The following is a 14012-nucleotide window of genomic DNA, read 5'->3' as shown; positions in this document are numbered from 1 at the left end:
CAGTATAACCGCCTAAGTTAAGATCCCATTTTGAAGCTATTAAGAAATTCCTTAAGATTGTCTTTCATCAACAGCCGGCAACTCCAATCTTACCGTTGTACCTTCACCCTGTTTACTGTTGATTTGGAGGTTGCCTCCGTTTTTCTCGGTCAGTTCCCGAGCAATTGCCAGACCGAGACCGCTTCCACCAGTAGCGCGCGTCCTCGAAGCATCTACACGATAAAAACGCTCGAACAATCTTGGAATTTCAGACTGAGGGATCCCAATTCCCTTGTCCTTCACCTCTACTATGACCGTTTCTTCATTTGCAGAGATTTTAACAGTCACTGCTTCTTCGCTATATTTCAAGGCATTATCCAAGAGTATGAAAAGAATTTGGACAAATTTCTCTTTGTTTGTCATCGCCAAAGTCCGACCCTGTCCGCTTTCCATCAGGATATTTCGTCCAGAAGCCTTTTCTAGACGTTGAGCTGTTTGTTTTGCCAATAAAGCGACATCAATTGGATCGAGTTCAAAGTTTTGCTTCTGAACAGAAGCTAGATCAAGCAGTTGTTCTACGAGATGCTTCATCCTTATCGACTCATCTCTAATTGCCTCGATTCCTTCATCAAGGAGTGCCGGATCCTTTTTGCCCCAACGGTCCAGTATAGATGCATAGTTTTCAATAACTGTTAAAGGTGTTTTCAACTCATGGGAGGCATCACCAATAAACCTCTCTTGTCTAGCGAATATCTCTTCAAGCGAGTCAATCATATGATTGAAATTCATTGCCAATGCATAAAGCTCATCATCTTTCCGTTTCGATAATACAATTCGCTGGAACTGTCCACTTTCCTTAATGTCTTCCATTGTTCTACCAATGACTGAAACGGGCTTAAGAAATCGTTTTGCAATAAATTGCCCAATCAGAACTGCAAGCGCTAGAAGGACAATTGAAACTGAGAGCATTGTGAGTAACAGAGTCCTCTTCTCTTCTTGCAATTCACTTAAATTACGTGAAATCTCCAAGGTTGTTGCAGAACCTCCGTTTGTAACAGGAACTGCAAACAGAGCAATTCTTTCTCCTTCAATGTCCACGATTGCCGTCTTTTCCTTCTTTAGATGCCGGCTGGGAGGAAAATAAGCAGCGTCATCCTCATCTGCTACACGGACAAGTACATTCCCTTCATTATCCAGAACCCTAATCATCCCATCATCAGGCAACAGAGATTTGAGGAACGGTTTGCTATTAACATCAGAAAGATCAATGCCCATATTGAGCAGACCTTCCCCTGCATCCTCTATTGCATCGAGTTCTCTGTCTTCTGTCTCGTTGACAAAAGCAATATAAGTAAATGCGTTTGCTGCAAGCAAGATAAGCAGAGACCAGAACACAAGCAACCAACCTAGTCTCGTTTTAATGCTCATCTTTTGTCCCTTTCATCGTAAATCCGACTCCTCGCACAGTATGAATGAGTGACGATTCACCTTTACTGTCCAGTTTTTTACGCAAATAACCGATATACACATCAACAACATTTGTCTCTCCGCTGTATGCAAATCCCCAAACAGCATCAAGCAACTGTTCTCTAGTTAAGATCTGATTTTTATATTCCATAAGAAAAACGAGCAGGTCGAATTCTCTCTTTGTCAATTCTACTTCCTTGTTGTCCTTTAATACTACTCGTGTCATGAGGTCAGCTTTCAGATCTCCCACTATTCTAATGTTTCCAGATCCTCGCTTATTTGCCTGCGCTTCCGAAGTACGTATGGCGGACCTTACTCGGGCCAGCAGTTCTTCCATCTCAAATGGTTTTGCTATATAATCATTCGCCCCATGGTCAAGTCCGTTTACTTTGTCGTATACAGAGTCACGTGCTGTGACGAGAATTATTGGTGTCGTTTCATCCTCCATGCGTACACGTCGCAATACTTCAAAACCGCTTATCTCTGGCAGCATGACATCGAGCAAAACGAGGTCGAAGTCACCTTTTTGCATTGCTGCAAATGCCTCTTTCCCCGTCCCTGCGATTTCTGTCTCATAGCCTTCATGCTCCAGCTCCAATGCCAATATACGTGCGATTCTTGCCTCATCTTCTGCGATAAGTATCTTCTTTTTTATCATTCGGACCACCTTATTATTCATACTTCAAAGTATCATATCAAAAAAAGGACCCGGCGACAGCCAGATCCTCATGTACTACTATGATATTCCAATTTCAGAGTTCTCTATTCGCTTTCTTTTCGTTACAGGTAAAGCATTCGCAGCAATAAGACGTTTGCGCACAATAATGCCAATCCAGGCTGCCAGTACTGCCTTTACTAGACCCAACGGGATAAATGGTGTTACACCACCGGCAAATGCTGCTGCCCAACTTAAATCCGCCACGTACTTCAACTGAATCACTCCGAACCCAAGTGTCACGAACATGCCGATTACATTAGCGATTATAGCCATTGGAATTGAAAATTTGGTTCTCTCAAGAATAAAACCAATTATAAAGGCTGCTGGAATGAAGCCGATAATAAATCCGCCTGTCTGACCAACAATTGTTTGCAATCCTGCACTGAAGCTAGAGAAGACTGGAACACCTACAGCTCCAAGCGCCATATAACCGATCATTGAAAATGTACCTAACCGGCTTCCTATGATAGTCGCAGTCAACCCAACCGCCAATGTCTGCCCCGTAAAAGGCACAGGGGGAACTGGAATAGAAACTTGTGCGAGGATTCCAGTGATGGCTACAAATAATGCACAGACAATAATTTCTCTCAATCTCTTTTGCTGATCACTCATAATAGCTGTTGCTCCTTATTGTTTACTATATTTATTATAAGTTAACATATTTGGAGGCAGTTGAGAATAAAGTATTTTGATACCTAACTTACTTGTTATGAAGCATATCGAAGACTTGGTTCACATCTTTATCGCCACGGCCGGACAGATTAACGATAATGACGTCTTCAGGTGAAAGCTCTTTTGCCAGTTTGCTAGCATGAGCGACTGCGTGTGAACTTTCCAATGCAGGAATGATTCCTTCCACTTTCGATAGCTCTTGGAATGCCGATAATGCTTCTTCTCCGGATACTGTTACATATTCCGCCCTCTCCGATACTTTCAAATGACTGTGCTCCGGTCCGACTCCAGGATAATCCAGTCCTGCAGCTATGGAATAAGTCGGTTGCGGCTCTCCGTTCTCATCAAGTAGAGTAAGACACTTGAATCCATGAATGACTGCCGGGACACCTTCCGTAATCGTCGCTGCTTCAACAGGTTCAACACCAATGAGACGTACATTCTCGTCCTCAAGATAATGAGCAAACGCACCAATTGCATTGCTTCCACCGCCAACACAGGCGATAACCGCTGATGGAAGCTTGCCTTCTGCTTGTATAACCTGTCTTCTTGATTCCTCGCTAATTACTGACTGGAAGTGTCTCACCATCGTCGGGAACGGATGTGGACCGACAACTGAACCGAGAAGGTAGAATGTATTTTCATAGTTTTCTACGAGGTCCCCTAGCGCTGCATCTACTGCGTCTTTCAATCGCCCCTGTCCTTTATTTACAGGAATAACTTTTGCTCCGAGCAGTTCCATTCGAAATACATTCAACGCTTGACGCTCTACATCCACTTTCCCCATATAGATTGTGCAAGGGATATCGAACATTGCGCACGCTGTTGCGGTAGCCACACCATGCTGTCCAGCACCTGTTTCGGCAATAATACGAGTTGCTCCCATCCTTTTTGCAAGCAGGATCTGACCGATTGCATTGTTGATTTTATGCGCCCCTGTATGATTCAGGTCTTCGCGCTTCAAATAAATTTTCGCTCCGCCAATCTTCTCCGTAAGATTCTTCGCATAAGTGAGTGGATTCTCTCGACCGACGAAGTGTTCCAAATAATAATTGAATTCCTCATTAAACTCAGGATCATCCTTATACTTATAGAAGGCTTCTGCCAGTACATCCAGGACATTTTGAAGCTCAGGTGGAACAAAACTGCCGCCAAACTCTCCGTAATATCCTTGTTTTTCCTCATTGCCGTTTACACTCATATCTTTCCTCTCCCTCTAAGCGGAATATTTCGTCTATTCTAACATAAAACAAAACCAGATGCCGATGCACCCGGTTCCCTTTTTAATCTCTATCTTTGACTGGATCAACTTTTGCCAGAGAAAATCCTCTCCCCAAAATTTCTGAAGCGTTAAGAAAAACGACGAACGAGGTCGGCTCTTCTTCCTGAAGAATTTTTCTCAAGTAGATGGCCTCCTGTTGCTCCACAACACAGAGAATCATCGTTTTTTCCATATTTGAAAAGCCACCGACAGAACGTACTTTTGTCAGCCCACGGTCAATTTCATCACGTATAATTGACTGGATCCGCTCCTCTTTTTCCGTAATAATGAGTACGAGTTTTGATGGTGACGTCTGCAGCTGAACAAAATCAATAACTTTGCTCGTAACATAAATCGCCATCATTGCGTATAAAGCAAGTTCAAGATTGAAGACAGCGGCCGATGCAATGACAACAAGGCCATCCACAATCATCTGGCAATAACCGCTTGAAAGCCCCGTATATTTCTTCAAAATCTGTGCTATGGTAGCTAGTCCTCCTGTCGATCCTTTTCCACGATAAACGATGCCTAGACCGATACCAAGAAGACCTCCTCCATATATAGCAGCAAGTAGCGGATTCTCAATTTGAAACGTCATACCTGAAGTCACCCAAATGGTAAAGGGAACAAAGAAAATACCAACAAGCGTTTTAAAGCTGAAGTCCTTTCCTAAAAGCATCATTCCTAATATGAAAATCGGGATATTGAACAACCACTGCACATAGGCAGGTGTGAATCCATACAGTTCATATAAAATTGTACTAATTCCCGAAACACCACCTGCCGCAAGTCTAGCCGGCAGAAAGAAAATATTGTAGGCAAGACCAACAAGAGCGGAACCAAAAATAATTGAGATATATTCCATTACTGCTCTCTTTTTTGTTAATTGTACGTTCAAATTCATCAACCTTTCCAAATTACAATTCAAAATCTTTGAAAAATACCTACTCACCAAAAATCGGCAGTTGTCCTTAATAGACAACTGCCGATTAATATTAAGAAATCTTTCATTGATTCAAAAACTGAATCACGTGTTCATAGATTCGTTTGCTGTTATTATAGTCCTGGTACTTGATCACTCCGGAAATATCCATTTGATAATTGGAAAATCCAGCTTCAAGCCGATCCTTGATCAAGCTAACAAGTTCCTCTTCTGTACTGGCAATTTTCCCAAGGAACGTTTCTTCCACCGGTCGCAAAATGCCCCTCTTGAAAAATTGTTTTACATCGAAATGATAGAAAACAACAGGTTTGTTCATCATTGTAAAGTCGAAGCTCACTGTACTGTAGTCTGTAATGAGCAGCGCATGTTCAATAAGCAACTCCTGCACATGACGTATCCCAAGCGGAATAAAGCGCACACGGTTAGGGTTACTCACAATCTCTTCATTGAAGTAAACCTGCGCACGATAATGCGGGTAGAAGTTAAGACGAACATCATAGTCTTCCAAAAGTGCCAGAAGCTCAGCATTGTTAATCAAGTTAGCATAAGCATGATAATAAGCACTATTCAAGAACTGCTCATCATTATGAATCCAGTCGCGCCACGTCGGCATGAGCAAGATATCTCTTGTATCGTTTTCCTTTGGCAATTTATCAAAACGAGCGAGCCCGGTCACTATGACCTCATCTTCATTATAGCCGAATTTATCAATGACTACATCATACTTTTCCGGATCACTGCTAACGACAAACAAATCAAATGGCAAGTCATAGTTATGTTTGTGATACTCTACATTTTTCCTGCCGAGCACTCCATGCTGAAGGAATACTTTCACCGTATTTTCATAGCCAAAGAAACCTTTCGCAGGCTTATAAGGAAGTAGGTTCTCTAAATCATGGGTACCCAAAAGCACTTTTGCTTTGAAAGCAACATTAAAATGCTCAGGAGATCCGAAACGCAACACGTTCTGGTAATGCTTGATCTTCTGATAATCAAGTGCATTTTCTTCTATTACATAATAGGCCTCAATATCTGTATTGGCAGTAAGCCACTCAAAAAGTGCTAAACCATTGTCCTGTGCTGTATCGTAACGTTCACCGATCAACCATACGTTGGCATCTTTCACACTTGGATCGTTTGGAAGAACAAGGTCTTTCGCAATGACAAATGTTTCTATTTTCAAATTATCGAAGGGCGTTGTAGTCAGTAGGAAATGATGTAGATTTCCGTCCAAGTCCTGCTCTGTCCAATGACCATAAAAGTTGTCTTTACGATAGTCTGCATGCTCGTACTTTATCTTCTCTTTACGAATAATTTCGTCTACAGAGTTTTTCAGAACAATATAAAAATCAAGTACAGTTTTCCCTTTTGATTTCAAATCACAGAGATTTATTGTTTGTAAATCAATAGAAAATTGTCTCTCAATCTCCAATTCCTTAGCCAAACCAGTCTCACGTTCTTCAATTAAAAGAAACACTCTGCAATCAATGAACCGACCGAGGGATCCGAGCTCCCCCTTAATTCTTGAACCTTTTATGTCACGAATTTGTTTGCGAAGCTTCGGGCGAGGCAATTGTACACCAAGTGAAGCATCCTTGCGTCGATAGAAGGATACACTAACAGACTGACTGTCAATAACCTCTGGATAGCGCCACCTGTCTGCAGCGAGTTTCGTCTGGTCCAGGTTGAGCTGAGATTTCACAGACTCTATAGCTGTCGTCAAAATAAAGAACCGCTTTTTGGAAAAACCTCGGTAAAGTTCCTCAAGTGGAATGGCCGTCGAATATGTACTTTCACTTATCATGGATAAAGGATATTCCTTATTTTCACTCAGTGCAAGATCGTTCATGATAAGCACACTTGCAGGTTCAAGAGGGATTTGCGTTCTGAATGCCAGCATAATCATATCTCTCTGTTTTTCAAACTCCATCGATTGTACAATAAGCTCATGTGGCTGGAATTGCATAAAAAGGAAACCATCCTTTTCATTAATTGCAATACAGTGATTCAAGGAATGAAATTCAAAGAGCATTTCCTTCTTAGATTGAACTGGTCGCAACTCCTTATCAGTACAAGCATAAAGCTGCCAGAAGCCTTGTGGAACATACTCAAAACCTGTTAAAGCTAGCCCTCTCTCAGTCGTTTTGATATGGAGTTCGCGCAATTTGTTCTGTTTATGGTCTATTAGCAGGAAAGCTGGAGTGATCCCTTCTTCTATCATGCAATACAATGTGTTGTAAGATGCGTCCAAATTGTTCAGAATAAATCCGTCTCGGCTAAAGCTATACAACCTATGGCGGTGACTCAGCTTAATATTCTTGGAAACAGATACCTTTAAATAACGGTGATCATATATAAAATATGCTTGCGACTCATCGTATTCTTGAGCTTCCTTGATCCACATTTTCTCATTATTAATCTTTAACAGAATATGAGCCTTTTTTACAACCTGCCCGATAAGGTGAAATGGTACATGTATTTCCAATTTATTCCCAATAAGTGAGTAATTCAATTCATATTGCATATCATCATCCACTATGAGAAAAGGTTGAATCATCTTTTTTGATTTACGAAAGTTAGTAAGTTCCAACTCATAAGTTAACTGCCTTGCATCATAAATAAAACCTTTCAGCTCAACTTTACGAACTATATAAGCTCTGATTTTTTTCAATTGCTTTTTCAATTCTTGAAACAAATGAAATCTCTCCTCAGCCTAGAAATATCTGGTATATTATATTTTAGGCTGTATAAGCACTCAAAAGCAATACAATACCGGGTAGATGCAGTAATTATTTCCTACACCCACCCGGCTTTTTAATCAGTCTTCCATGAAAATTCTCGCATAGTAGAGACTTTTTTCGTCCAATGTGTCTTCCTTTTCCAACTTCTTCAACGCCTTCTGCTGTTCATCGGTAACAATTTGGAAACTGCCTGACACATTTGGCACAGAATCTTGTTCATTTTTCTCCCTCATATCACAACCTCCTCAAAACATAGGATTTGCTTTGAAGGGCTGTTTTATGAGTACCTGTCGTGCGAATCGAAATAACACGTAAAAGCTTAGGAATTTAGAGGCAATGCATCTTTTTCTCCACTTCATCCCACGGTACTGAATAGCCAGCTCCTTTTGTACAAAAAATTGAGGAAGATGTATATTCTGGATCTGCATTCTTGTCATAGCCAATTTCTTCAATTACTTCCTCCTCGTTATGGCAACGATCATAACCACCGAAAACGAGTGAAAGTATTCCTTTTCCATGAGTATAGGAAGCAAAGTCAGCAGGATAATCCATAAAGGTTTCCACAGGCACCCGCCCAGTTACAACTACATGAGTGCCAATCGTCTGAGGGGCCTCAAATGTGCCGCTTGCCTGCTGAATGTCAGAGAGAATACGACCTATCTCATCCTGAACGACCTTAATGCGAAAATTATAATACGGTTCCAGCAGAATGTTATCTGCTTTCTCCAACCCTTGTCTGATTGCCCGAAATGTTGCTTCACGGAAGTCTCCTCCGGAAGTATGTTCCTGATGCCCTCGACCTGTAAGCAATGTTATTTTCACATCGGTCAATGCAGAACCCGTTAGCAAACCATGGTGATCACGCTCAAGGACATGCTGCTGTACAAGATTCTGAAAGCCGATCGGGAGGTCATTCGGGTGACTTTTATTCTCAAAAGTAACGCCGCTCCCTCTATGTGAAGGCTCCAGTTTCAAATGAACCTCAGCATAATGACGCAGCGGTTCAAAATGACCATAGCCAATGACCTCTGAGCCAATTGTTTCTTTATAAAGAATTTGAGGTTTCTCGAAGTTTACGGCAATCCCGAATCTTTCTTGTACAACTTCCTTCAGCACTTCCAATTGAATAACACCCATGACATGAACATGAATGGCTTGGAAATGCTCGTCCCATTGGATTTGAAGAGACGGCTCTTCACGGTCAAGCATGTTAAAAATGCGCAATACTTCTTTCACATGAACGCCCGATTCATGAATAACCTTCGCCTTCAAAGTCGGAATGAGCTCTAATTGGTGCTTTTCCCATTTCATGCCTATACCAACACCGGCTTGGACATCAGGCAAGCCAGCAACAGCGAAGAGCTCTCCTGCTACAACCTCTTGCGTAGGCTTAAGCTGGCTGCCCTTGATCTTGTATATTCCTGTTATCTTCTCCGCGCTGCCATTAATCATAACCTCATCTCTAACACGCAATGTGCCAGATTTTGCCTTCATATAAGCGAAGCGATTTCCTTTCTCATCGTAGCGAACCTTATAGATATGTGCAGAAAAATCAGCAGCCGGGTCATATATTGTTTCTGTAAGCAAATCAAGATTATCAAGAAAATCAAGTACACCTTCATCTTTCAACGCAGAACCTGCCGCACATGGAAAGACAGTACCTCCCTGAACGAGTTTGCGCATAGTCGAGTGCCATAATCCTTTTTCATATCCATTATCAAAATACTTCTCCATTAGCAGTTCATCCCGCTCAGCAATCCACTCTGCCAGTTCTTCTGTCATCATTCCGTCTTGGAGACCTGAATTAATATCACATATATCCTGCGATAATTGGCTCTGAAGTTCCGCAAGCATTGCCTCGAAGTCTGCCGTTTCTCGGTCCATCTTATTAACAAAAATAAAGGTTGGCACTCCATGTTTGCGAAGCAGCCGCCAAACTGTCTCTGTATGTCCCTGCACTCCATCTGTCGCACTGATAATCAGTACAGCATAATCCATAACTTGTATCATCCGCTCCATTTCAGGAGAGAAATCGACATGCCCTGGTGTATCAATCATTGTGTAAGTTGAACCTTTATATTCAAACGAAGCCTGATCAGCAAAAATGGTAATACCTCGCTGTCTTTCAATCAGATGGCTATCGAGAAATGCATCCTTATGATCTACTCTGCCGCGTTCCCGTATTTCCTTTGTATGGTAAAGCAGCTGCTCAGAGAACGTTGTCTTTCCTGCGTCAACATGAGCCAAAATTCCAATTGTCTTATGCACAAACCTCGCCTCACTTTTTCTTCTTGCTTCAAGTATAGCAAATTGATATTTCTGAAGCCGAAAATGGGGGCATACATCGTTTTAAACAATCACCTTGCGGGAAATGTATTTATGCATTCCTATTATTTAGTACTATGTTTCTTATCAATGAGAGGGTGAGATTATGTACAAAAATATTCTCGTTGCCATTGATGAATCGGAAATGAGCAATGCCGTACTAGATACAACTTTGGAAATCGCCGAACCAGGTATTTCCGACGTCACACTTCTCTTTGTCGGGAGAGAATTCGTCCCTTCAATGATGGGTGTCATGTATGTACCGGAAACGTACTTAAAAGACATTGATATGGAAACCCAAGGGCGTGTCATGAAGATGCTCAAAACATATAATGAGCGTCTAAAGCAAGAAGGCATTATTGCTAAAGAGGTATATTTACAAGGCGACCCTGCAAAACAGATTCTGCAATATGCCAAAGATACCGGCCAGGAAATGATCATTATCGGCAGCCGTGGCTTAAGCGGGGTAAAAGAAATGCTCCTAGGCAGTGTCAGTCACAAAGTTGCTCAATTGGCCAATTGTCCTGTATTCATCGTCCATTAAAACACGCGCTATTCTTTCAGCACGTGTTTTTTCGTACCTGCAGCCGGTTCTTCCCACAACAAGCTGTAGACATGATACGATTAATTGCACATAAAAATTTGCAAACTGGAGGCTTCTTTGCATTGAAGATCGCTACAATCATCATCGCCAGACTCATGCCTCTCTGGATTGTCGTCTTTGCAATGTGGGGCATTTCAGAACCTGATCTGTTTAAAGGATGGAATATGGCAACAGGACCTGCACTCGGGCTCGTTCTATTCATTATGGGATTGACACTTGACCGCAGCCGTCTCGGCATTTTACTAAAGAAACCGAAAATTCCTCTGCTTGGCTCGCTAGGTAAATGGATTATAGGAGCAGTTGTATCTATTATCATTGGTCTGTTGTTCTTTGGTGTATCTGAACTTTTTTACGGAATTATCATGGCAGGTATCGTTCCAAGTGGCACCTCAGCTAACTTGAATGCTCTAATTGGTCGTGGGGATCTTGCACTCAGCATCACAATGTCAGCATTTGATACTTTGATTGGCCCTCTGCTGACACCCCTTCTAGCAAAAGTAATCATCGGGACAAGCGTCCATTTCGCTTACCTGCCCTTCCTTTGGAAAATGACAAGAATCGTCTTTATACCATTGATATTCGGTATACTATTGCAAAATTACTATCCAAAACTGAATGACTTTATAAAACCTTATGCTTCCATCATATCTGCCCTTTCTCTCTATGTCGTCGTTCTCGGTATCACAGCAAAGTCGAGCTCTTCGTTGCTCGCACATACATATGTCTTGCCAGCACTCTTCCTCTGTGTCGTAATTCAGGTTGTCTTGCAGATGCTTCTTGGCTTTGGATACGCGAAATGGATAGGTTGTACTGATGCAGAATGCCGATCCATGCTTTTTGAAGTGGGCATTTGCAATTCTGCACTCGCAACTGTACTGGCTAGCGACGCATTCGGCTCGTTGGCAGCACTTGCTTCAATGGCTAATATGGTCGCCAATCTTACGCTAGGCAGTCTTGCAGGGGTAATTTTAAGTACAATCCCATTAAGAGAACGGAACAAAGTGAACTCCCACTAAGTTGAAGGACCGGCATGCATTTATGCATTGCCGGTTCCCCTGCTTCTCTATTCAAAATTTACATCAATTCGTCGTCTTGTTTCGCTTTCTAGCTTTGGCATCCTTACTTCGAGGACACCATTTTTGTAACTCGCGGTCACACCTTCCGAGGAAACAGCTGCAGGTAAAGAAACCGTGCGCTGGAATGTACCGGTATAGCGTTCCTGACGATGTATATGACCTTCACTCATTTCCAAGCGGTCTATAACCGTACCACTTATGTGGAGAGCATGCTTATCAACCTGAATGCTCACATCGTCTTTTTTCTCCAGTCCTGGAATATCGCATGCAACGATCACTTCTGTATCATTTTCCACTACATCCATTCGCACATTTCCAAAATCTCGGTTCCCCTCGAATGGATTCGGAATTCCTGAAAGGAAACGGTCCATCTCCTGACGAACATTCGAGAGCTGCTTGAACGGATCATATGGTACTCTTACCATGACACAAAACCTCCTGTCGATTTATACTCTAATCTTTTCCCTTTCCTCTATAATATTAAGCTGGGATTTCTCACAGTAGGTAATGAAAAAGGGACTCAATAGTGTAAATCAACTAAATATGTCCATTTCAATAACATTGATTTTAAAATGCCATTGCTGGATGTCAGAAAAATACTTATAATTTTAAGTTGTAAGCAACTGATGCAGATTACGCATATACTTGCGATAACTCTGCATACAAGGAGAATTCATGTGAAAAACTTATTCAAAAGATGGAACAGACTAAGCCTGGTCCAACAAATTGTTATCGGCCTTATCATTGGTATCATTCTTGCCTTAGCAGTACCTGCGGCAAAACCGGTTGCTCTTCTTGGAACCTTGTTCGTTGGGGCTTTAAAGGCGATTGCTCCTTTGCTCGTCCTATTCCTTGTCATGTCGGCAATTGCACAGCATAGAAGCGGCCAGAAGACAAACATGAAAGCCATTATTCTACTTTATTTACTCGGGACATTTCTCGCTGGGTTCATCGCGGTCATCGCAAGTTTCCTGTTTCCAGTCACCCTGTCTCTCCCAGCAAGCCCAGAGGATCTGACAGCTCCGGGAGGAGTAGCGGAAGTCTTGAAAACATTGCTTCTCAACATCGTTGATAATCCTGTTCATGCCATTGCAGAAGCGAATTATATTGGCATCCTTTCCTGGGCACTTCTTCTTGGTCTTGCCTTGAAAAAAGCACCGGATTCCACCAAGACGATGCTAGTCAATTTCTCAGATGCCGTATCTGATATTGTACGCTGGGTTATTCGTTTTGCACCACTTGGTATTCTTGGACTTGTATTTGCATCGATTACAGAAAGCGGTCTAAGTTCTTTGCTCAACTATGGAAAGCTGCTAGTCGTATTAATTGGCTGCATGCTCTTCGTTGCACTTGTCGTCAATCCGATTATTGTGTTCATTGCGACTCGCATGAATCCATACCCGCTCGTTTTCCAATGCATCCGTGAAAGTGGTATTACAGCATTCTTCACACGCAGTTCAGCTGCGAACATTCCGGTTAACATGCGTCTATGTGACAAACTCGGGTTGGATAAAGATACGTATTCCGTCTCCATTCCTCTCGGTGCAACAATCAACATGGGCGGAGCTGCAGTTACGATTTCTGTTCTGACGCTAGCAGCGGTCCATACTTTGAATATTCCAGTCGACCTTCCGACAGCAGTGATCTTGAGTGTCCTGGCAGCCGTCTGTGCATGCGGTGCTTCCGGAGTTGCCGGTGGTTCCCTTCTGCTTATTCCGCTCGCGTGCAGCTTGTTTGGAATATCCAATGACGTTGCCATGACGGTTGTAGGAGTCGGCTTCATCGTTGGCGTGCTTCAGGATTCTTTCGAAACAGCACTGAATTCATCGACAGACGTTCTATTTACTGCTACCGCTGATTACCGTAAGCGTAGATTAGAACAGACTACTAATAAATAGTCCAACAACGCAAGCCCCGATATCCAGACTACACAGACTGGATATCGGGGCTTTTATAAAACTAATAATCGGGATGCGCCAAATCGACTTTTAACCTTTGTATTTATCCCCGAACTCTCTCATAATTCCATTGACTTCTTTTACATGCTCCGTCTTCAATAGCTTCTGCATTTGGGGCATGAATTGCTCCTGCAGATAAGCTTTATCAAAGCTGCGCTCGTCCTGCTTCTTAAAGCTCTCCGTTAGAAGTAATTTTGCATCCTCAATCCGGTCATCATGAGTGCGTTCCAAAATATAATCATGAAATCTATGTTGTCCTTTATTCATT

The 14012-nt window shown here is 42.3% G+C and carries 13 protein-coding genes; 3 read left to right on the top strand and 10 right to left on the bottom strand.

Annotated features, from left to right (window positions below; translation table 11 throughout):
* Positions 1–51: 51 nt before the first annotated feature.
* From QR721_RS01330 to QR721_RS01295, 8 genes are all read right to left on the bottom strand, one after another.
* Positions 52–1407, bottom strand: coding sequence for a HAMP domain-containing sensor histidine kinase (locus tag QR721_RS01330; RefSeq protein ID WP_348028414.1), 1356 nt, complete (start codon positions 1405–1407; stop codon positions 52–54).
* On the bottom strand, positions 1397–2104 hold the full coding sequence (locus tag QR721_RS01325) for a response regulator transcription factor (protein WP_348028412.1): 708 nt from the start codon (positions 2102–2104) through the stop codon (positions 1397–1399). Before QR721_RS01325 ends, QR721_RS01330 begins: the two co-directional genes overlap by 11 nt.
* A gap of 78 nt (positions 2105–2182) precedes the next feature.
* Positions 2183–2776 (bottom strand): biotin transporter BioY, encoded by a 594-nt coding sequence (locus QR721_RS01320; RefSeq protein ID WP_348028410.1) that lies wholly within the window; start codon positions 2774–2776, stop codon positions 2183–2185.
* A gap of 88 nt (positions 2777–2864) precedes the next feature.
* Positions 2865–4037: a tryptophan synthase subunit beta gene (gene trpB, locus QR721_RS01315; protein WP_348028408.1), complete on the bottom strand. Its 1173-nt coding sequence runs from the start codon at positions 4035–4037 to the stop codon at positions 2865–2867.
* Positions 4038–4119: 82 nt separating this feature from the next.
* Positions 4120–4962: a YitT family protein gene (locus QR721_RS01310; RefSeq protein WP_348028406.1), complete on the bottom strand. Its 843-nt coding sequence runs from the start codon at positions 4960–4962 to the stop codon at positions 4120–4122.
* A 142-nt stretch (positions 4963–5104) separates the two neighbouring features.
* On the bottom strand, positions 5105–7735 hold the full coding sequence (locus tag QR721_RS01305) for a CDP-glycerol glycerophosphotransferase family protein (RefSeq protein WP_348028404.1): 2631 nt from the start codon (positions 7733–7735) through the stop codon (positions 5105–5107).
* A gap of 123 nt (positions 7736–7858) precedes the next feature.
* A complete protein-coding gene (locus QR721_RS01300; protein ID WP_348028402.1) occupies positions 7859–8014 on the bottom strand; it encodes a hypothetical protein in 156 nt (51 codons plus the stop codon).
* 94 nt (positions 8015–8108) lie between these two features.
* Positions 8109–10049, bottom strand: coding sequence for a GTP-binding protein (locus tag QR721_RS01295; RefSeq protein WP_348028400.1), 1941 nt, complete (start codon positions 10047–10049; stop codon positions 8109–8111).
* Positions 10050–10212: 163 nt separating this feature from the next.
* Here QR721_RS01295 and QR721_RS01290 point away from each other — a divergent pair, with 163 nt between their 5' ends.
* Positions 10213–10650: a universal stress protein gene (locus tag QR721_RS01290; RefSeq protein WP_348028398.1), complete on the top strand. Its 438-nt coding sequence runs from the start codon at positions 10213–10215 to the stop codon at positions 10648–10650.
* Between the two features lie 122 nt (positions 10651–10772).
* On the top strand, positions 10773–11726 hold the full coding sequence (locus QR721_RS01285) for a bile acid:sodium symporter family protein (protein ID WP_348028396.1): 954 nt from the start codon (positions 10773–10775) through the stop codon (positions 11724–11726).
* A 47-nt stretch (positions 11727–11773) separates the two neighbouring features.
* Here the strand turns inward: QR721_RS01285 and QR721_RS01280 are convergent, their stop codons facing one another.
* Positions 11774–12211, bottom strand: a complete 438-nt coding sequence (locus QR721_RS01280) for an Hsp20/alpha crystallin family protein (RefSeq protein WP_348028394.1) — start codon at positions 12209–12211, stop codon at positions 11774–11776.
* Between the two features lie 252 nt (positions 12212–12463).
* On the opposite strand from QR721_RS01280, the gene sstT reads away from it, so the two are divergent.
* Positions 12464–13684 (top strand): serine/threonine transporter SstT, encoded by a 1221-nt coding sequence (sstT, locus tag QR721_RS01275; RefSeq protein WP_348028392.1) that lies wholly within the window; start codon positions 12464–12466, stop codon positions 13682–13684.
* 90 nt (positions 13685–13774) lie between these two features.
* On the opposite strand, the gene QR721_RS01270 is transcribed toward sstT, so the two are convergent.
* Positions 13775–14011 (bottom strand): hypothetical protein, encoded by a 237-nt coding sequence (locus QR721_RS01270; RefSeq protein ID WP_348028390.1) that lies wholly within the window; start codon positions 14009–14011, stop codon positions 13775–13777.
* Position 14012 lies beyond the last annotated feature (1 nt).

Origin of the sequence: Aciduricibacillus chroicocephali (genome assembly GCF_030762805.1) — a bacterium.
GTDB classification, from domain to species: domain Bacteria; phylum Bacillota; class Bacilli; order Bacillales; family Amphibacillaceae; genus Aciduricibacillus; species Aciduricibacillus chroicocephali.
This window is presented reverse-complemented; position numbering and strand designations above follow the sequence as displayed.

Excerpts from the sequence above, each read along its gene's own strand:
- QR721_RS01330 (WP_348028414.1), bottom strand. The coding sequence starts at position 1,407 with ATGAGCATTAAAACGAGACTAGGTTGGTTGCTTGTGTTCTGGTCTCTG.
- QR721_RS01325 (WP_348028412.1), bottom strand. The coding sequence starts at position 2,104 with ATGATAAAAAAGAAGATACTTATCGCAGAAGATGAGGCAAGAATCGCA.
- QR721_RS01320 (WP_348028410.1), bottom strand. The coding sequence starts at position 2,776 with ATGAGTGATCAGCAAAAGAGATTGAGAGAAATTATTGTCTGTGCATTA.
- trpB (WP_348028408.1), bottom strand. The coding sequence starts at position 4,037 with ATGAGTGTAAACGGCAATGAGGAAAAACAAGGATATTACGGAGAGTTT.
- QR721_RS01310 (WP_348028406.1), bottom strand. The coding sequence starts at position 4,962 with ATGGAATATATCTCAATTATTTTTGGTTCCGCTCTTGTTGGTCTTGCC.
- QR721_RS01300 (WP_348028402.1), bottom strand. The coding sequence starts at position 8,014 with ATGAGGGAGAAAAATGAACAAGATTCTGTGCCAAATGTGTCAGGCAGT.
- QR721_RS01290 (WP_348028398.1), top strand. The coding sequence starts at position 10,213 with ATGTACAAAAATATTCTCGTTGCCATTGATGAATCGGAAATGAGCAAT.
- QR721_RS01280 (WP_348028394.1), bottom strand. The coding sequence starts at position 12,211 with ATGGTAAGAGTACCATATGATCCGTTCAAGCAGCTCTCGAATGTTCGT.
- QR721_RS01270 (WP_348028390.1), bottom strand. The coding sequence starts at position 14,011 with ATGAATAAAGGACAACATAGATTTCATGATTATATTTTGGAACGCACT.